Source organism: Kitasatospora sp. RG8 (assembly GCF_017813315.1).
GTDB lineage: Bacteria > Actinomycetota > Actinomycetes > Streptomycetales > Streptomycetaceae > Kitasatospora.
Window position 1 is genome coordinate 142683 of record NZ_JAGIYX010000006.1, and the last position, 18636, is coordinate 161318.

General features: G+C 74.7%; 18 protein-coding genes. 12 read left to right on the plus strand and 6 right to left on the minus strand.

Going from position 1 to position 18636, the window contains the following annotated elements; translation table 11 throughout:
* Positions 1 to 272: 272 nt before the first annotated feature.
* The 4 genes from J5Y04_RS12125 (at position 273) to J5Y04_RS12140 (ending at position 4302) form a co-directional block, all read left to right on the plus strand.
* Entirely contained in the window at positions 273 to 1496 is a 1224-nt protein-coding gene (locus J5Y04_RS12125) for an NYN domain-containing protein (protein ID WP_209411976.1), read from the plus strand.
* 107 nt (positions 1497 to 1603) lie between these two features.
* Positions 1604 to 2602 (plus strand): ABC transporter ATP-binding protein, encoded by a 999-nt coding sequence (locus J5Y04_RS12130; RefSeq protein ID WP_209411977.1) that lies wholly within the window; start codon positions 1604 to 1606, stop codon positions 2600 to 2602.
* Positions 2599 to 3411 (plus strand): ABC transporter permease, encoded by an 813-nt coding sequence (locus J5Y04_RS12135; protein ID WP_209411978.1) that lies wholly within the window; start codon positions 2599 to 2601, stop codon positions 3409 to 3411. Before J5Y04_RS12130 ends, J5Y04_RS12135 begins: the two co-directional genes overlap by 4 nt.
* A 72-nt stretch (positions 3412 to 3483) precedes the next feature.
* The gene (locus J5Y04_RS12140; protein WP_209411979.1) at positions 3484 to 4302 is read left to right on the plus strand and encodes a hypothetical protein; all 819 of its coding nucleotides are present in this window, start codon (positions 3484 to 3486) and stop codon (positions 4300 to 4302) included.
* 25 nt (positions 4303 to 4327) lie between these two features.
* Here the strand turns inward: J5Y04_RS12140 and J5Y04_RS12145 are convergent, their stop codons facing one another.
* From J5Y04_RS12145 to J5Y04_RS12170, 6 genes are all read right to left on the minus strand, one after another.
* The gene (locus tag J5Y04_RS12145; RefSeq protein ID WP_209411980.1) at positions 4328 to 6085 is read right to left on the minus strand and encodes an ABC transporter ATP-binding protein; all 1758 of its coding nucleotides are present in this window, start codon (positions 6083 to 6085) and stop codon (positions 4328 to 4330) included.
* Between the two features lie 114 nt (positions 6086 to 6199).
* Positions 6200 to 6337: a SapB/AmfS family lanthipeptide gene (locus tag J5Y04_RS12150; RefSeq protein WP_176189324.1), complete on the minus strand. Its 138-nt coding sequence runs from the start codon at positions 6335 to 6337 to the stop codon at positions 6200 to 6202.
* 96 nt (positions 6338 to 6433) lie between these two features.
* A complete protein-coding gene (lanKC, locus tag J5Y04_RS12155; protein ID WP_209411981.1) occupies positions 6434 to 9007 on the minus strand; it encodes a class III lanthionine synthetase LanKC in 2574 nt (857 codons plus the stop codon).
* 701 nt (positions 9008 to 9708) lie between these two features.
* Positions 9709 to 10203, minus strand: coding sequence for a Cys-tRNA(Pro) deacylase (gene ybaK, locus J5Y04_RS12160; RefSeq protein ID WP_148645540.1), 495 nt, complete (start codon positions 10201 to 10203; stop codon positions 9709 to 9711).
* A 40-nt stretch (positions 10204 to 10243) separates the two neighbouring features.
* A complete protein-coding gene (locus J5Y04_RS12165) occupies positions 10244 to 10972 on the minus strand; it encodes an LON peptidase substrate-binding domain-containing protein (protein ID WP_209411982.1) in 729 nt (242 codons plus the stop codon).
* 85 nt (positions 10973 to 11057) lie between these two features.
* The gene (locus J5Y04_RS12170) at positions 11058 to 12638 is read right to left on the minus strand and encodes an oxidoreductase (protein ID WP_209411983.1); all 1581 of its coding nucleotides are present in this window, start codon (positions 12636 to 12638) and stop codon (positions 11058 to 11060) included.
* Between the two features lie 92 nt (positions 12639 to 12730).
* Here J5Y04_RS12170 and hisD point away from each other — a divergent pair, with 92 nt between their 5' ends.
* The 8 genes from hisD (at position 12731) to hisF (ending at position 18599) form a co-directional block, all read left to right on the plus strand.
* On the plus strand, positions 12731 to 14038 hold the full coding sequence (hisD, locus tag J5Y04_RS12175) for a histidinol dehydrogenase (RefSeq protein WP_209411984.1): 1308 nt from the start codon (positions 12731 to 12733) through the stop codon (positions 14036 to 14038).
* Positions 14035 to 15135, plus strand: coding sequence for a histidinol-phosphate transaminase (locus tag J5Y04_RS12180; protein WP_209411985.1), 1101 nt, complete (start codon positions 14035 to 14037; stop codon positions 15133 to 15135). Before hisD ends, J5Y04_RS12180 begins: the two co-directional genes overlap by 4 nt.
* A gap of 6 nt (positions 15136 to 15141) precedes the next feature.
* A complete protein-coding gene (hisB, locus tag J5Y04_RS12185) occupies positions 15142 to 15735 on the plus strand; it encodes an imidazoleglycerol-phosphate dehydratase HisB (protein WP_209411986.1) in 594 nt (197 codons plus the stop codon).
* Positions 15732 to 15884 (plus strand): hypothetical protein, encoded by a 153-nt coding sequence (locus tag J5Y04_RS12190; protein WP_174315760.1) that lies wholly within the window; start codon positions 15732 to 15734, stop codon positions 15882 to 15884. The genes hisB and J5Y04_RS12190 overlap by 4 nt, the downstream gene beginning before the upstream one ends.
* A gap of 111 nt (positions 15885 to 15995) precedes the next feature.
* On the plus strand, positions 15996 to 16631 hold the full coding sequence (hisH, locus tag J5Y04_RS12195; protein WP_148645546.1) for an imidazole glycerol phosphate synthase subunit HisH: 636 nt from the start codon (positions 15996 to 15998) through the stop codon (positions 16629 to 16631).
* A gap of 38 nt (positions 16632 to 16669) precedes the next feature.
* The gene (priA, locus tag J5Y04_RS12200; RefSeq protein ID WP_148645547.1) at positions 16670 to 17395 is read left to right on the plus strand and encodes a bifunctional 1-(5-phosphoribosyl)-5-((5-phosphoribosylamino)methylideneamino)imidazole-4-carboxamide isomerase/phosphoribosylanthranilate isomerase PriA; all 726 of its coding nucleotides are present in this window, start codon (positions 16670 to 16672) and stop codon (positions 17393 to 17395) included.
* Positions 17392 to 17832, plus strand: coding sequence for a Rid family hydrolase (locus tag J5Y04_RS12205; protein WP_209411987.1), 441 nt, complete (start codon positions 17392 to 17394; stop codon positions 17830 to 17832). The genes priA and J5Y04_RS12205 overlap by 4 nt, the downstream gene beginning before the upstream one ends.
* Positions 17829 to 18599, plus strand: coding sequence for an imidazole glycerol phosphate synthase subunit HisF (gene hisF / locus J5Y04_RS12210; protein WP_209411988.1), 771 nt, complete (start codon positions 17829 to 17831; stop codon positions 18597 to 18599). Before J5Y04_RS12205 ends, hisF begins: the two co-directional genes overlap by 4 nt.
* Positions 18600 to 18636: the final 37 nt, after the last annotated feature.

Here is an 18636-nt window from a genome sequence, read left to right on the forward strand (position 1 = left end):
CGGCCGCACCCGGCCGCACCCTGGCGGGACCCCGTCCGCGGACGGGGTCCCGCCGTGCGTTCACGGGGCGCCGCGCCCCGGCCGCCCGTTGCCGGACCGCGACACACGCCGAGGTTCGGCGCGCGAACCAGGGGTAAAGGTGACCCAACGATCGGGCGGCCACGGGCTCCCCCTCACCCCACGCGGGCCCGAACGCCGGGCGGACCGCGCCCATCCGGTACCGCCGGCCGTGGCGGCGCCTGACCCCGAGGGCGAGCGAAAAGAGGTGCGCGATGGACCGCTGCGTCGTCCTGGTGGACGCCGGATACCTGCTGGGCGCCGCCGCCAGCCTGCTCGCCGGGGATCCGTCCCGCTCCAAGGTCACCGTCGACCACACCGCGCTGATCACCGCCCTGCGTGAGCGCGCCGAGGCCGAGACCGGCCTGCCGCTGCTGCGGATCTACTGGTTCGACGCGGCGCCCGACCGCCGCCCGATGCCCGAGCACCGCCGCCTGCGGGTCCTGCCGCGGGTGACCGTCCGGCTCGGCGCCCTCACCCGGGCCGAGGGCCGCTGGGTGCAGAAGGGCGTGGACGCCGCGATGCACGCCGAGCTCTCCGAACTCGCCCGCAACCGCGCCTGCGCCGACGTCGTGCTGATCACCGGCGACGGCGACCTGCTGCCCGGCATGATGTCCGCCAAGGAGCACGGCGTGGTCGTCCACCTCTGGGCGCTCCAGGCCGCCGACGGCGACTTCAACCAGTCCGAGGACCTGGTCGGCGAGGCCGACGAGCGGCGGGTCCTGGACCGGGAGTGGATCGAGGGCTCGTTCAGCCTGCGCGAGACCTCCATGGTCTTCCCCGCGCCCGGGCCGCGCCACGAGATCGCCAAGATCCTCGCCGCCCCGCCCGCAGCCCCGCACAGCGTCGTCCCGGCGGCCGGCCCGGTGTCCGCGGCCGGTCCGCTGCCCGCCGCCGGGCCGGGGACCAACGGCCGCCAGGCGGCGGCCGCCACCGCACTCAAGGTCGTCCCCACCCCCAAGGACATCGCCGGGCGGGCCACCGCCCCGCAGCCCGCCGCCGCCCACCACCCGAGCGGCCCGGTACTGCGCTGGTCCTCCGACCGGGGCTGGGTCGAGCGGCCGGCCGCCGAGCAGGCCGTCACCGCCGGCGACAGCCTGCCCACCCTGGCTCAGCTCACCACCGCCGAACAGCGCTGGGCCGACCGGGAGGAGGACATCACCACCATCGGCGGCGACGCCCACGAGGTCGGCCAGGTCTTCGCCCGCCGCTGGACCGAGCGGCTCGGCGACGTCGAACGGCTCACCGCGCTCTGGCCCGACTACCCGCGCATCCCGCACCGGGTCGACGGCGAACTGCTCCGCTACGCCGCCCGGTTCGGCCTGCTCGCGCACAAGGACGACCAGATCGACGAGCACGACCGGTACGCGATCCGGGCCGGCTTCTGGAAGGAGCTGGCCGGACGGGTCCCCGGCGGGGACCTGGTGGTGGAGGACTAGCGCCCGGCCGAGGGCCAGGCCCTGGCGGGCGACGCGGGCCGTACCGGTTGCGGGGGATCGGGCCCCCTTGTCCGGTTCGCGGGCTCCACGGCGTAAAGTCTTCGCTCGTGGACGAGACGGCCGGGCGGGCGCCCCAGGAGACCTCGCCGTGCTGTGCCGTACGCGACCTGGTCAAGACGTACCGCTCCGGGCGCGGCGGCCCCATCGCCCCGATCCGGGCGAACGACGGCATCACGCTGACCGTCCGGCAGGGCGAGATCTTCGGGCTGCTCGGACCCAACGGCGCCGGCAAGTCCACCCTGGTCCGCCAGCTCACCGGACTGCTGCGCCCCGACTCCGGCTCCGTCGAGATCCTCGGCCACGACGTCGTCCGCCACCCCGAGCGGGCCGCCCGGCTGCTCGGCTACCTCGGCCAGGAGTCGACCGCGCTGGACGAGCTGACCGTCGCGCTCGCCGCCGAGACCACCGGCCGGCTGCGCGGCCTCGGCCGGGCACAGGCCCGGGCCGCCGCCGACGAGGTGCTCACCGAGCTGGCCCTGGAGCCGCTCGCCCACCGGCCGCTCGCCAAGCTCTCCGGCGGCCAGCGCCGGCTCGCCTGCTTCGCCGCCACCCTGGTCGGGGACCGGCCGCTGCTCGTCCTGGACGAGCCGACCACCGGCATGGACCCGGTCGCCCGGCGCGCCGTCTGGAGCGCCGTCGAGCGGCGCCGGGCCGAGCGGCGGACCACCGTGCTGCTGGTCACCCACAACGTGATCGAGGCGGAGACCGTGCTGGACCGCGTCGCGGTGATCGACGAGGGCCGGGTGATCGCCTGCGACACGCCCGGCGGGCTCAAGGCGCTGGTCGACGGCGACGTCCGGCTCGACCTGGTCTGGCGGGACGAGGCGCCGCTGGCGGTGCCCGCCGTCGCGGCCCTGGCCGAACGGGCCGAGCGCACGGGCCGCCGCTGGACCGTGCGCACCACCCCCGAGCAGGCCCGCGAACTGGTCGCCGCCGTCACCACCGGCCCGGCCTTCGCCGCCCTGGACGACTTCACCCTGGCCACCCCGAGCCTTGAGGACGCCTACCTCAAGCTGGGCGGCCGCCATGGAGGACTGGCCAAGTGACGCTGCTCTCCGCGCCGCCGCAGACCGTTCCGGCCGAGGACGCCGGGCCCGCCCCGCTGGCCCCCGCCGCCCGGCTGCTGCCCGCGCTGGCCGCCGTCTACCGGGCGCAGCTGGCCCGGGCCAAGGTGGCCCGCATCCCGCTGCTGTTCGTGGCCACCTTCCAGTCGCTCGGCATCCTGGTGATGATGCGCGGCGTCGTGGACGCCGGGCAGACCCCGGCCGCGCGCTCGGTGGTGGCCGGCTCCAGCGTGCTGGTGGTCGCCTTCGTCGCGCTCAACCTGCTCGCCCAGTACTTCGGCCGGCTGCGGGCCACCGGCGGCCTCGACCACTACGCCACGCTGCCCGTCCCCGCCGCCTCCGTGGTGCTCGGCACGGCCGCCGCGTACGCCTCGTTCACGCTGCCCGGCGCGCTGGTGACGGCCGCCGTGGGGGCCGTGATGTTCGGGCTGCCGCTGGGGCAGCTCTGGGTGCTGCTCGCCGTGGTGCCGCTGGCCGGTGCGGCGCTCTCCGGGATCGGCGCGGCCTTCGGGCTGCTCGCGCCGAAGCAGGAGATCGCCACCATGCTGGGGCAGCTCGGCATGTCCGCGGCGCTGCTGCTGGGCGTGCTCCCGGTGGACCACCTGCCGCAGCCGGTGCTCTGGCTGCGTGACCTGATGCCCTCCACGTACGGCGTCGAGGCCTTCGCCCGGAGCTTCGCGGCCGACCCGGACTGGGCGGCGGTGGCGGGTGACCTCGCGGTCTGCGCCGGGGTGGGCGTGGCGTCGCTGGCCGTCGCCACCTGGGCGTACCGGCGGGCCACCACCCGGTAGGGCGCCGCGGGGCCGGCGTCCGCGGTGCGGGTGGCGGGTCCGTTCGGGCGGCCGTCGTGAAACGATGGGCCCGTGACCGTACCGAACACACCTCCGGATCCTCTGCGCGCGGCCGCGGGCACCGACGCGGACACCACCGGCCAGGGCCCGGCCGCCGCCCCGGACCCGTACGCGCCGCCGCCGGCGCCGGGCTCCGCGGGCGTCCCGCCCCTGCCGGGCGGCGTGCTCGCCGGGCCGCCGCGCCGGCCCGCGCTGGAGCGGCTGCGGCCGGAGCTGAAGGTCGGTGCGATCACGCTGCTGGTCTGCCTGGTGCTGGGCGTGGTGATGGCCGGGCTCTGGGTCTGGCTGGCGCCCAAGGTGCCGCTGGTGGTCGACGGCAACAAGATCCTCTACGCCGACCCGGAGGGCGAGCAGCGGGCCGGCGCCGACAGCGTCTTCGTGCTGATCGGGCTGGGCATGGGCATCCTGACCGCGCTCGGGGCCTTCCTGGTCACCCGCCGCCGCGGTGGCGGGATCGCGGTCGCGGTCGGCCTCGCCGTCGGCGGCCTGCTGGCCTCGCTGGGCGCGTGGTCGCTGGGCCGCCGGCTCGGCCCCGGCAGCGACCTGGTCGCGGAGGCCCGGCGGGTCGGCAACGGCGGGCACTTCAACGCCGACATCGACCTCGGGGCGTACGGGGCGCTGCTGGCCTGGCCGATGGCGGCGATGGTGGTGCTGCTGGCGCTCTCGGCGGCGTTCGGAAAGCGCGAGGAGGACCCGCCGCCGTACTGGGCCGGGCCCTACGGCGCGCCGCAGCCGCAGGACGAGGCGGTCCTGCGCCAGGACGATGCGGCCCCGCGCCACGACGCGGCGGCTCCGCGCCACGACGGGGCGGCTCCGCGGCAGGAGGGCTGAGGTCCCGGCGCCGGGCGGCGGGCCCTCAGCCCGGTGCCGTCGCCTGGGCGGCGACCAGCTCGCGGTAGGGCGGGCAGCGTTGGAGCAGGGTGCGGTGGTCCGCGGCGTCGACGACGGTGCCGTCGCGCATCATGATGACGTGCTCGGCGTGCTGGACCGTGGACAGCCGGTGGGCGACCACGATCACGGCGCGTGAGGCGGCCAGGCCGGCCACCACGCTGCGGAACCGCTGTTCGTTGATGCCGTCGAGCTGGCTGGTGGGCTCGTCCAGCAGGACGATGTCGGCGTCGGAGAGCAGCGCGCGGGCCAGTGCCATGCGCTGCCGCTGGCCGCCGGACAGGTCGGTCTCGCGGCCGAGCGGCGTGTCCAGCCCCTGCGGCAGCCGCGCTATGTCCTCGGTGAGGCCGACGGCGTCCAGCGCCGCCGCGAGCTCCTCCTCGCCGGCCTGGTCGGCCCGGCCGAGCTGGAGGTTCTCCCGGGCGGTGGCCTCCAGCAGGGTGAACGCCTGGTCGACGTAGGCGACCCGGGCGCGCAGGGCGTCCAGGGGCCAGTGCCGGGAGTCGTGGCCGAGTACCGAGATGGAACCGGAGGAGGGCCGCACGAAGCGGTCGATCAGCGCGAGCGCGGTGCTCTTCCCCGCGCCGGAGGGCCCCACCACGGCCGTGAGGCCGGTGCGGGCCGTGCTGAAGGAGATGTCCCGCAGCGCGGCGCGGCGCGCCCCCGCGTGGGTGTACGAGACGGACCGGAAGATCACGGCGGGGGCGTCCCGGAGCGGGGTGGGAGCGGGCCGTTCGTCCTCCGGGCCGGCCTCCCCGGGCAGCTCCAGCAGCTCGTTGCAGCGGTCGCGGGCGGCCAGGCCCGCCTGGAGCCGGCCGGAGCCGGTGGCGAGGGTGCTGACCGAGGGGATCGTCTGCAGCAGGTAGAGCAGGAAGGCGGCGAAGGCGGCCACGTCGAGGTCGCCGGCCGCGAGCCTGGCGCCGCCGGTCAGGATCACGGCGATCATCGCGAACTGGTTGCCCAGGGCCAGCACGGCCGGCACCAGGGCGGTGAGCCGGGCACCCTCCAGGGAGACGGTGCGCAGCTGCTCGGCGTCGGCCGCCAGCGCGCGGGCGGCGAACGGCTCGGCCCGCCAGGCCTTGACCGTGGTCAGTGCTTCGAGGTCGGCGGTGAACCGCTGGGCGATGCGCCCCACGGCGTCCTGCTGGCCCGCCACGTTGGTTCTCATCCGGCGCAGGATCAGCAGGACCAGCACCGCCAGTACGGCGAGGGAGAGCACGGTGACCACCGTGAGCACCCAGTCGATCCAGACCATCACCCCGAGGGTCGCCGCGACGGTCAGCACGGCCAGCGGCAGCTGGGCGGCGACCTCGACGACCTGGCGCAGCAGCAGCGCGTCGGAGGTGATCCGGGCGGCGAGCTCCCCGGTGCCCCGGGCCCGGACCACCGTGAGCGGCAGGTGCAGCGCGTGCTCCATGATGCGGGTCCGCAGGCGGTAGGCCAGCTGTTCGCCGAGCCGGGCGAGAAGGAACCCGGAGAGCGCCTGGGCGAGTGCGCCGCCGACGGCGGCGGCGCACATCAGCAGGACGTCGGGGGTCAGCGGCCGGTGTGCGGCGAAGTCGGTGACGATCTCGCGGACGAGCAGCGGCAGGGCCAGCGCGGCGGCCGTGGCGGCCAGCGCGAGCACCAGCGCGGCGGCGAGCCGGAGCGGGTCGGCGGCGAGTTCGTCGCGGAGCCGGATCGCGCCCGGGGCCCCGGGGGAGGTGGGAGGCGGCTGGTCGGCCACGGGGAGCCTTTCTGGTGATGGGTCGGACCGTGCCGCCGCCGGGGCCGTACGTGGCGTGCACCCCGGCGCGGCCGTCCCCGGCCACGCCCGGCCCTCAGCGGGCCGTGCCGCGGATCAGAGGCACAGCAGGGTGCTGACCGTGCTGGTGCCGCAGTTGAGGACGCTCAGCGAGCTGGTGCTGGCGAGGGTGTCGTCGATCGGGGCCGCCTCGGTCTCGGGCAGCTCCATGGTCTGGAGGTCGAGGATCGCCATGACTGTTCTCCTAACGGTGGTGAGGGGTGGAACCACCCGGCCGGGAGGCCGGGAGCAGGTGGGGCGCCTGGGCGCCGGGGTGGACCTGGCGGGCCGTCAGCGGCCCGCGGAGGCGGCCGCGGTGCGCGGGTGGCCGGTCCAGGGCAGGAACGGGGTGCCGGCCAGTGCGGTGCCGAGCGCGAGCAGCACGCCGGCGGAGCCGGTGGCGAGGTCGGTCGAAAGCCGGAGCAACTGGTCTCCGGGGAAGGCGAGTTCGCCGCGGTAGGTGACCTGGTGCAGGGCGAGCAGGCGGCGCTGCCGGTCGAGTTCGGCCGTGCCGGGGCCCCGCCCGGTGAGCGCGAGGTAGCCGAGCAGGCCGGCCCGGCCGTTGAACAGGCCCGGCTGGATCACGAACTCCGGCTCGGCGGCCCGCCGGATGCGGGGCACGGCGGAGGCCACGGGGCTGTCGGGCCGGTGGGCCAGCAGGGCGTCCAGGACCAGGCCGATCCCGGTGCTGCCGGTCTCGACGTACGGGAGCACGCGTCGCCCGTCGACCACCTGCAGCGTGCCGTCCGCGACGTCCGTGCACCGGTCGAGGTCGAGCTCCAGCAGGGACTCGGCCTGGTCGAGCAGACTCCACTCTCCCGTGTGCTCGTGGAGCCTGATCAGCGCGAGGGCGGCGCCGGAGGCCCCGGCCAGCAGGCCGGCCCGCCGCCGGGAGTCGCCGCGGCCGGCCTTCTCCAGGGCGTCGGCCGAGGCGCGCGCCAGCCCGACGGCCTGGTCCAGCAGGCCGGGTTCACCGGTGGTGGCGAAGTGCAGCAGGGCCAGCGCGATGCCGGGGCCGCCGGAGGCCAGTCCCGGGCCGGGGCTCTCGGCCGCCGGGTCGGGCAGGCGTCGCAGCAGGCCGAGCGCGGCCTCCCGCTCCCCGAGCAGGTCGAGCGCGTAGGCCACGCCGTGTCCGCCGTGGTACAGCCCGGCCGTGAGGGGACGGGTGCGGGCGGCCCGGACGAGCCACCGGACGTGCCCGGGGTCGATCTTGGAGCCGGTGGCGCGCAGGGCGTACAGGACGCCCGCCGCGCCGTGCGCGAGGCCGAGTCCGCCGTGGGTGAACTGTGCGACGTCGCCGGGGAAGAGCCGGTCGGGGCGGTCCGGGGTGGCCGTCCCGGCGATGCCCCGGGCCAGCGAGTCCCGGATCCGCGGCCAGTCGGGGACGGGCGCGGTGAGGAGGGCGCAGGCCTCGGCGCGGCGCCGGCCGACGTCGGGCCGGGGGGTGCGGCCGGCCTCGGCCGAGGGGCCGAGGAACCGCCGGATGTCGTCGGTGTAGCCGGGCGGTACGGGGAAGCGCCGTTCGATGGCGTCGGCGAGTTCGTCGGCCTTGCCGGGGTCGAGGGCCGGCAGCTGGGCCAGCGGGAGGAAGAGCCAGAGCCTGATGGCGGCCAGCGCGTACCGGTCGATGTCGGGCCCGGTGTAGCCGGCCGGTGCCGTGAAGCCGGCCGCGCCGAGCGCGGGGCGGACGAACGCGTCGGCGGGGCTGGCGAGTTCGAAGTCGATGAAGCAGACCTCGCCGGTCGGCCGGACGATCAGGTTGCGCGGGTGGAGGTCGCCGAAGACGATCCCGCGGGCGTGGATCGCGGCCAGCGACTCCTCGATCCGCCCGACGACGTCCAGCGCCTCCGAGGTGTACGTCGCGACCGCGGCCTCGTCGCTGTCCGGGTGGATGAGCGGGTAGCGGGCGGTGAGCCACTCGGTGAGCGACCGGCCGGTCACGAACTCCTCGGCCAGGAAGTGGTGTTCCCAGGCGGTCAGCATCCCGTGCAGGGCGGGCACCCCGGGGACGCCGGCCAGGCGGGCCAGCACGTCGTGCTCGTGGTGCAGCCGGGTGACCGCGTCGACACCGCGCTGGTCCAGGCCGGCGAACGGCCGCGCCTCCTTCAGGACGACCTGCGTGCCGTCGGGGCCTCCGCCCGCCAGGTAGACGCCGCCGGCGTTGGAGAAGTGCAGGACGCGTTCCACGGTGTAGGGCAGCCCGGAGTCCTGCTGGGCGGAGCGGGCGGCGAGGGCCGGGGCCAGGCAGTCCGGGACGGGCGCCCAGGGCGGGACGGCGAACCCGGCCCCCCGGACGTCGGGGACGAGCCGCCCGTCCGGTCCGGCGAGGGCGAGGACCCGCTCGCCGGCCTCGTTGCGGCAGTACCGCTCCGAGAACCCGCCGTAGCGCAGGAACAGTGGTCCGTCGCCCCACCGCAGGTCGCTGAGGATGTACGGCGCCCGGCGCCCGGCCAGCAGGTGGCCCAGGCCGTCGAGACATCGCTCCAGCTCGTCGTCGCCCACCGGATAGAGGGTGCAGAACTTCCCGCTGGATCCGCGCGGTGCGTACTTGGAGTTCTGCACCTGGAGGATGGGCAGGCCGCGCAGGAACTTGAAGGTGACGCGGGTGTCCAGGCAGTAGCCGTGGACCAGTTCCAGCACCTCCTCGGCGTCCTCGACGCGGGCCGACACGTGGATCTTCCAGCCCTGCTCCGGCAGCCGGACCCCGGTCGGGCGGACGACGGACCACATCTCCAGGTCGCCGCGCTCCCAGCCGTCGGGCAGCGGCCGGGTGACGGCCTCGAACTCCTCGTGTGCGCCCCAGCGGCGGGGCGAGTCGTAGAACAGCGGGTCGGCGTAGGCGTAGGCCTCGTACCGGTTGTCCAACGGAGTCCTCCTCGGCATCGGGCCGGCCGGGAACCACCGCGGTCGCGGGGGCGGGATCAGGGGGCGGCTGGTAACGGGCGAGGTCCTCGGCAGCCGGCTGGAAAACCGGCGGTCGATGTGACGATCCGAAGTATTGAGGTGCGACAAGTACCCCGGCAATGGCGCGAATTTCAGCGTACCCGTCACCTCGATGCGCCGGTGCGTACGGCACCCCGGACTTTCGAGCCGGCGCGAAGACGCGAGCCGCACGGCTCCGGGGCCCGGCCGTCGCCCGGTGCTCCGCCGGGTGCGGTGCGCCGGGCGCCGCCGTCCGGCGCGCCGGAGGGCGACCGGGTCTGTGCAGGTCGGGAGCCCCGTCCGGGTGCGGCCGTCCCCGAGGGGGCGGTGGAGGTGCGGGGAAGTGCGCTCCGCGGGAGCCCGGCGCACAGTGGGGAAACGTTTCCCTGCTCGATGCCGCCGCGTCGGCGGTGCGATACGTGGAATCGGGCCTGGCGGGCCCGGACAATCCCTTCGTACGCACGGGACGACTATTACGGGAGTATTTCAACGAGGGGTGGGTGTGACGCCTGGGTCGAACAGGAAATGCGTGGTCGATGGTGAATTCGACAAAGGGTTCGCAGCGGTCCGGAAAAGCGTCTCGCGTCCGCACCGCCAACCCGACCGATCCGGCGGGTCCGGCCGGTCGGGCGGGTCCGCGCGGCTCAGCGGCCGATGGGGGCGGTGCGGGCGCCGGTCAGCGCGACCAGGTCGGCGGGGGCGAGTTCGACCTCCAGGCCGCGGCGGCCGGCCGAGACGTACACCGTGGCGTGGGCGAGGGCGCTGTCGTCCACCACGGTGCGCAGCGGGCGCCGCTGGCCGAGCGGGGAGATGCCCCCGAGGACGTAGCCACTGCTGCGCTCGGCCGCGGCGGGGTCGGCCATCGCGGCCCGCTTGCCGCCGACCGCCGCGGCGAGCGCCTTGAGGTCGAGCTGACCGGCCACCGGGACGACGCCCACGGTGAGGACGCCGTCGACGTCGGCGACCAGGGTCTTGAACACCCGGTCGGCCGGGACGCCGAGCGCCTCGGCGGCCTCGCCGCCGTAGGACGCGGCGGCCGGGTCGTGCTCGTAGGCGTGCACGGTGAACGCGACGGCGGCGCTCTCCAGGGCGACCGTGGCGGGCGTGCCCTGGCCGCCCTTCTTCGCTTTCCTGGCCATGGTGGAGGTCTCCGGGACGGGGCTTCGGCGCGCGGCCGGGTCAGTTCGGGCTGAAGGACTGGCGGGTGAGGTCGACCGCCGGGAGCGAGGGCAGCCAGCTGAGCACGGCCGTCTCGCGGCGCAGCAGCTCCAGCTCGGTGCGCAGCCGCTGCGCGGTGTCGGGGCAGGCGAGCAGCTGCTGCTTCACCGGGGTCTCGAACACCGAGGCCGCGGCCACCAGGTAGGAGAGCACCTGCGGGTCGTCCGGCAGCTCCTGGCGGCCGACCGTGCTGGCCTCCCGGGCGCCGGCCAACCGCTTCTGGTAGGCGCGGAAGGCCCGTTCGACGCCGGAGGCGAGCGCGCCCGCGCCCTCGCCGGGCTCCTCGTCGATCGGCTCGATCTCACCGGTCAGGTACGGGCCCGCGGTGTCCACCGAGCGGAGCCGGAACCGGGTGGTACCGGTGACCAGCAGCTCGTACCGGCCGTCGGGCTGCTCCTGGGCGGAGGCGACGTCGGCCACGCAGCCGACGTGGTGCAGAGCCTCCAGCGGGTCGCCGGTGGCGGTGCCGAGGCCGTCGAGCGGGCCGGCCGGGCCGTCGTCGGCGCGGACCGGCGCGACCTCGCGGCCGTCCTTGATGGCGAGCACGCCGAACCGGCGCGGCTCGTCCTCGGGGAGGGCGAGCAGGTCGGCCAGCAGACGGCGGTAGCGCTCCTCGAAGACGTTCAGGGGCAGCACCAGGCCCGGGTAGAGCACGGTGTTCAGCGGGAAGAGCGGCAGCCGTTCTGTCACGGCCGACAGCGTAGTTCCCCGGGTGCCCGCCGTGCGCCCGGGTTTGCGCACGGGGAGTCCGGGCGGCCCGGGCCGCAGCCCGCGGCTATCCGCGCTGGAGCATCCGGCTGGCCCCGGCGGCGACGGTGGTGGCGAGGATCCAGCCGACGACGACCAGGCCGGAGGTCACCCACTGGTCGGCCCCGCCGGGGTTCCAGCCCTGCTGGCCGAGGTCGATGACGGGCAGCAGCTGGCCGAGCGCGTACAGCACCGGGTTCCAGTGCGGCCGCTCGTCGGCCTTGAGCGGCTGGAGCTCGTGCGTGGCGAAGTAGACGCTGCCGAGCGCCCAGGCGAGCAGCAGCCAGAGCGCCGCCCGGCCGGGGCGGAAGCCGTAGCCGACGGTGACGTCCTGGATCCGGCCCCAGACCCGGGCGGGCAGCGGCAGGGTCTGCCGGCGGCGGCGCTGCTTGGCGTAGAGCACCTCGCGGGCGTCGTCGTCGGCGCCGTCGCGGCGCAGGGCGGCGGCCAGCTGCTCGTAGGACTCGGGCTGGAACTCCACCGACGAGCCCTCCAGCCACGCGATCCGCTGCTGGACGGTGAACGGGGCGGCCGGGCGCAGGCACTCGTAGGTGAAGCCGGTGAGGCCCAGGTGCTTGCCCTGAGGCCAGGAGCCGGGGGCGTCGACGAGGTTGCCGACCTTGGCGCGGGAGAGCGAGACGGTGCCGCCCGCCGGGAAGCGGCAGGTGAACCGAAGCTCCGGGGTGTGGACGCGGCGCAGCGAGAGCTCCTGCTCCGGGCCGAGGTGGAACTCGGCGTCGGAGAGCAGGCAGGCGGCCTCGAACCGGGCGTCGGAGAGCCGGACCTCGCCGTGGGACCGGAACGGCGTGCTGGGGGCGCCGGCCGGCGGGATCTCGCCGTAGCCGGAGCCGTAGTACGTCTGCGAGCCGTACCAGCCGCCGTCCACCGAGCCGCTCAGGTAGAGGGTGTGGCCGACGGTGATCCGGACCAGGTTGAGGGCGCAGCGGTTGGCGGGGACGGCGTGCAGCTGGGCGCCGCGCAGCGAGAGCCGGCCGCCTATCCGGGCGGTGCGCAGGCTGACCTCGCCGCGGGACTCCAGCCGGTCGGCCTCGAAGTCCTGGTTGACGGCCATGCCGTCGGCGGACAGCGCCCGGCCGAACCGGTCGCCGCCCAGCACGGTCTGGTTGAGCAGCAGGTCGGTGCCGATCCGGGCGTCGGTGAGCCGGACGCCCTCGGGTATCCGGCAGCGGGCCAGGTGCAGGTCGCCCGAGGTGGCGAGGCGGGAGGCCTCCAGGCGCGGGATCAGGCAGCCGACGAAGCGCAGCGTGCCCGCCTCGGCCTCGGACATCAGGATCTTCTGTTCGAAGCGGCAGTCGTGCATCTCGACGTAGTGGTCGATGGTGCCGCCGGCCAGCCGCAGCGGGCCGGTGACCCGGACGCCGCTCAGCTTGAGCGAGGCGACCCGGCCGGGGGCGGCGGCCGGCCCGGCCAGCAGCAGCCGGGAGAGCACCTCGGCGCGGACGGTGCGCTCCGGGCCCCAGGCGACACCGCCGAACGGGTCGTCCTGCTCGGCGTCGCCCGTCCGCAGGTCGTGCACCCCGCCCTGCCGGAACGCCTCCCACAGGCCCTGCTCCACCGCGGTCCAGCCGTCCGGTGCCCGTTCCGCCATCGTTCCCCCGTCTCCCCCGGCCGTCTCGCCTTTCGTATCACGGACTGAAATGCCGGGGCGGCCAGATCCGGCCACTCCTTACACTGGGCTGCGTGATCTCACGAATCGACCTGCGCGGATCCCTCGACGACCCGCGCGACCTGCTGCCCCGTGCCGACTTCGACGTCGCGGCCGCCCTGGAGAAGGTGCGGCCGATCGCCGAGGACGTACGCCATCGCGGGGTCGCGGCGCTGATCGAGATCACCGAGCGGTTCGACGGCGTGCGGCTGGAGTCCACCCGGGTGCCCGCCGAGCAGCTCGCCGAGGCCCTGGAGACGCTGGACCCGAAGGTCCGCGCCGCGCTGGAGGAGTCGATCCGCCGCGCCCGCATCGTCCACGCCGACCAGCGCCGCACCGGCCACACCACCCAGGTGGTGCCGGGCGGCACGGTCACCCAGCGCTGGGTGCCGGTGGACCGGGTCGGCCTGTACGTGCCGGGCGGCCTGGCCGTCTACCCGTCCTCCGTCGTGATGAACGTGGTGCCGGCCCAGGAGGCGGGCGTCCGGGGCATCGCCGTGACCTCGCCCCCGCAGAAGGCCTTCGGCGGCCGGGTGCACCCGACCATCCTGGCGGCCTGCGCGCTGCTCGGCGTCACCGAGGTGTACGCGGTCGGCGGCGCCCAGGCGGTCGCCATGTTCGCGCTCGGCACCGAGGAGTGCGAGCCGGTCACCATGGTCACCGGCCCGGGCAACATCTACGTCGCCGCGGCCAAGCGCTACTTCGCCGGCCGGATCGGCATCGACTCCGAGGCCGGCCCGACCGAGATCGCCGTCCTCGCCGACGACAGCGCCGACCCGGTGGACGTCGCCGCCGACCTCATCAGCCAGGCCGAGCACGGCCCGACCTCCGGCTCGGTGCTGGTCACCGACTCGGCCGCGCTGGCCGACGCGGTGGAGGCCGAGCTGAAGACGCAGGTCGCCCGGACGAAGCACGCCGAGCGGGTGGCCGAGGCGCTGGGCGGCCGCCAGTCCGGCATCATCCTGGTCGACGACCTCGACCAGGGCCTGGTCGTCGTCAACGCGTACGCCGCCGAGCACCTGGAGATCCAGACCCGGGACGCGCACGCCGTCGCCGCCAGGGTCCGCAACGCGGGCGCGATCTTCATCGGCCGGTGGACCCCGGTCTCGCTGGGCGACTACGCGGCCGGCTCCAACCACGTGCTGCCGACCGGCGGCTGCGCCTGCCACTCCTCGGGGCTCTCCGTGCAGACCTTCCTGCGCGGCGTCCAGGTCGTCGAGTACGACCGCGAGGCGCTGGCCGGCATCGCCGCGCACGTCGTCAACCTCGCCGACGCCGAGGACCTGCCCGGTCACGGTGACGCGATCAAGGCCCGCTTCGACTGGACGGTACCCGGCACGTGACGAAGATCGACGACCTCCCCATCCGCGACGAGCTGCGCGGGCAGTCCCCGTACGGTGCCCCGCAGCTGGACGTCCCCGTCCAGCTGAACACCAACGAGAACCCGTACCGGCTCCCCGAGGAGCTGGTGGCCCGGATCGCCGAGCGCGTCGCCGAGGCCGCCCGCACCCTCAACCGCTACCCCGACCGGGACGCGGTCGAGCTGCGCACCGGCCTGGCCGCCTACCTGACCGCCACCACCGGCTTCGCCCGCACCCGCGAGCAGGTCTGGGCCGCCAACGGCTCCAACGAGATCCTCCAGCAGCTGCTCCAGACCTTCGGCGGCCCCGGCCGCACCGCGATCGGCTTCGAGCCCTCGTACTCGATGCACGCCCTGATCTCCCGGGGCACCGGCACCGACTGGATCTCCGGTCCGCGCAACGAGGACTTCACCATCGACGTGGAGGCCGCCGTCGAGGCCATCGCCGAGCACCGGCCGAACGTCGTCTTCGTCTGCTCGCCGAACAACCCGACCGGCACCGCCGTCGACGCCGACACCGTGCTGCGGCTGTACGAGGCCGCGCAGGCGGCCCGGCCCAGCCTGGTCGTCGTCGACGAGGCGTACGTCGAGTTCTCGCACCGCGCCTCGCTGCTGCCGCTGCTGGAGGGCCGCCCCAACCTGGTGGTCACCCGCACCATGTCCAAGGCCTTCGGTGCGGCCGGCCTGCGCCTGGGCTACCTGGCCGCCGACGCCGCCGTGGTGGACGCGGTGCAGCTGGTCCGGCTGCCCTACCACCTGTCGGCCGTCACCCAGGCCACCGCGCTGGCCTGCCTGGAGCACACCGACACCCTGCTCGGCTACGTCGGCCGGCTCAAGGACGAGCGCGACCGGCTGGTCGCCGCGCTGCGCGCACTGGGCCTGGAGGTGACCGACTCGGACGCCAACTTCGTCCAGTTCGGCCGCTTCGCCGACACCCACGCCGTCTGGCAGGCCATCCTCGACCGCGGCGTCCTCGTCCGGGACAACGGTGTCCCCGGGTGGCTGCGCGTCACCGCCGGCACCCCCGCCGAGAACGACGCCTTCCTGGACGCCGTCAGCACTGTGATCAAGGAGCTGTAACCCCGTATGTCCCGTATCGGACGCATCGAGCGCACCACCAAGGAGACCTCGGTCCTGGTCGAGATAGACCTCGACGGCACCGGCAGGACCGACATCTCCACGGGCGTCGGGTTCTACGACCACATGCTCGACCAGCTCGGCCGCCACGGCCTCTTCGACCTCACCGTGAAGACCGACGGCGACCTGCACATCGACACCCACCACACCATCGAGGACACCGCCCTCGCGCTGGGCGCCGCCTTCAAGCAGGCCCTCGGCGACAAGGTCGGCATCTACCGCTTCGGCAACTGCACCGTGCCGCTGGACGAGTCGCTCGCCCAGGTCACCGTCGACCTCTCCGGCCGCCCCTACCTGGTGCACACCGAGCCGGAGAACATGGCGCCGATGATCGGCGCCTACGACACCACCATGACCCGGCACATCCTGGAGTCGTTCGTGGCCCAGGCGCAGATCGCGCTGCACGTCCACGTACCCTACGGACGCAACGCCCACCACATCGTGGAGTGCCAGTTCAAGGCTCTGGCCCGGGCGCTGCGCTACGCCGCCGAGCGCGACCCGCGCGCGGCCGGCATCCTCCCCTCGACCAAGGGTGCGCTGTGAGCAAGGCCGCGATCGTCCTCATCTTCGTCGGACTCTTCCTGGCGGGCGGGGTGATCTCCTTCTGGAAGCAGAAGATCCCGAAGGGCGTCATCGCCGTGCTCGCCATAGGCTCGGTGCTCTGCCTGGCCTCCGGCGTCATGCGTCTCTGACGCCGCCGCGCCTCTGACGCCCGTGCCCCGGCCGCCGCCGCGGCGCAACGCCGCCGTACAGAGCCGCTCCGGAAACCGCCGAGCAGCCACCGAGAAAGTGGACACCTGAACATGGGCAAGAACGTCGTCGTACTCGACTACGGGTCGGGCAACCTCCGCTCGGCCCAGCGCGCCCTGGAGCGCACCGGCGCGAACGTCACCGTCACCTCCGACTTCCAGACCGCCATGGACGCGGACGGCCTGCTCGTCCCCGGCGTCGGCGCCTTCGAGGCCTGCATGCGCGGGCTGAAGGCCGTCCGCGGCGACTGGATCATCGGCCGCCGCCTCGCCGGGGGCCGTCCGGTCATGGGCATCTGCGTCGGCATGCAGATCCTCTTCGAGAAGGGGGTCGAGCACGGCGTCGAGACCGCCGGCTGCGACGAGTGGCCCGGCACCGTCGAGCCGCTGAACGCGCCGGTCGTGCCGCACATGGGCTGGAACACCGTGGACGCCCCCGAGGGCGGCCGGATGTTCGCCGGCATGGACGCCGACACCCGCTTCTACTTCGTGCACTCCTACGCGGTGCGCAGCTGGGAGCTGGAGGTGCACAGCGCGCGGATCAACCCCCCGCTCGTCACCTGGTCCACCCACGGGGAGCCGTTCGTCGCGGCCGTCGAGAACGGCCCGCTGTGGGCCACCCAGTTCCACCCCGAGAAGTCCGGCGACGCCGGCGCCGCCCTGCTGACCAACTGGGTCGACACCCTCTGACCGGGCCGACCCCCTCTGACGATCTGAGAGTTGCAACGATGAGCCGCCTCGAACTGCTCCCCGCCGTCGACGTCCGCGACGGCCAGGCCGTCCGCCTGGTCAAGGGCGCCTCCGGCACCGAGACCTCCTTCGGCGAGCCGCTCGCCGCAGCCCTCGCCTGGCAGAACGCCGGCGCCGAGTGGCTCCACCTGGTCGACCTCGACGCCGCCTTCGGGACGGGCTCCAACCGCGACCTGCTCCGCGAGGTCACCGGCGCGCTGGACATCAAGGTCGAGCTGTCCGGCGGCATCCGCGACGACGAGTCGCTGGCCGCCGCCCTCGCCACCGGCTGCACCCGGGTCAACCTGGGCACCGCCGCCCTGGAGAGCCCCGAGTGGGTCGCCAAGGTCATCGCCGAGCACGGCGACAAGATCGCGGTCGGCCTGGACGTGGTCGGCACCACCCTGCGCGGCCGCGGCTGGACCCGCGACGGCGGCCAGCTCTTCGACGTGCTGGCCCGCCTGGACGCCGAGGGCTGCGCCCGCTACGTCGTCACCGACGTCAACCGCGACGGCACCCTGACCGGCCCCAACCTCCAGCTGCTGCGCGATGTCTGCGCCGCCACCGACAAGCCGGTCGTCGCCTCCGGCGGCGTCTCCTCGCTGGACGACCTGCGGGCGATCGCCACGCTGGTCGGCGAGGGAGTCGAGGGCGCCATCGTCGGCAAGGCACTCTACGAGCAGAAGTTCACCCTCGAAGAGGCCCTGGAGGCGGTTTCAGGATGACGGAATGTCAGGTCGTGCGCGGCCGGGTCGCCGGATTCTCCCCCTGGGAGGGCGAGTTCGGCTACTCGCGGGCGGTCGCGGCCGGGGACCACGTGCACGTGGCCGGCTCCACCGCCTGGGTCGACGGGAAGATCGAGCACGAGGGCGACCCGTACGGGCAGACCCTCGCCGCCTTCGGCGTCGGCCTCCAGGCCCTGGCCGCGTACGGACTGACCGCGGACGACGTGGTCCGCACCCGGATGTACATCACCCACGTCCGCGACGCCGACGAGGTGGGCCGCGCCCACCGCGCCCTCTTCGAGGCCGCCCGCCCGGTCGCCACCATGGTGGTGGTCGCCGGGCTGATCGACACCCGGATGATGGTCGAGGTCGAGATCGACGCCTACCGCGCCGGGCTCGCAAGCACCATGGAAGCTCTGGAAGGCAAACAGCCGTGACCCTCGCAGTACGAGTCATCCCCTGCCTGGACGTCGACGCCGGCCGAGTGGTCAAGGGCGTCAACTTCCAGAACCTGCGCGACGCCGGCGACCCGGTCGAGATGGCCAAGCTCTACGACGCCGAGGGCGCCGACGAGCTGACCTTCCTCGACATCACCGCCTCCTCGGGGGACCGCGAGACCACCTACGACGTGGTGCGCCGCACCGCCGAGCAGGTCTTCATCCCGCTCACCGTCGGCGGCGGCATCCGCGCCGTCGAGGACGTCGACAAGCTGCTGCGGGCCGGCGCCGACAAGGTCGGCGTCAACACCGCGGCGATCGCCCGCCCGGAGCTGATCCGCGAGATCGCGCAGCGCTTCGGCCGCCAGGTGCTGGTGCTCTCGGTGGACGCCCGGCGCTGCCCGGAGGGCACCGAGACGCCGTCCGGCTTCGAGGTCACCACCCACGGAGGGCGCCAGGGCACCGGCCTGGACGCCGTCGAGTGGGCCGGCCGGGCGGCCGAGCTGGGCGCGGGCGAGATCCTGCTCAACTCGATGGACGCGGACGGCACCAAGGACGGCTACGACCTGGACATGATCCGGGCGGTCCGCAAGGCCGTCGCCGTCCCGGTGATCGCCTCCGGGGGCGCCGGCAAGCTGGGCGACTTCGCCCCGGCGGTGGAGGCCGGCGCGGACGCCGTGCTCGCCGCCAGCGTCTTCCACTTCGGCGACCTGCGGATCGGCGAGGTCAAGAACGCGCTGCGCGAGGCCGGGCAGCTCGTCCGCTGAACTCCGGCCGGTGCCGTCCACGTCCTCGCCGGACGCG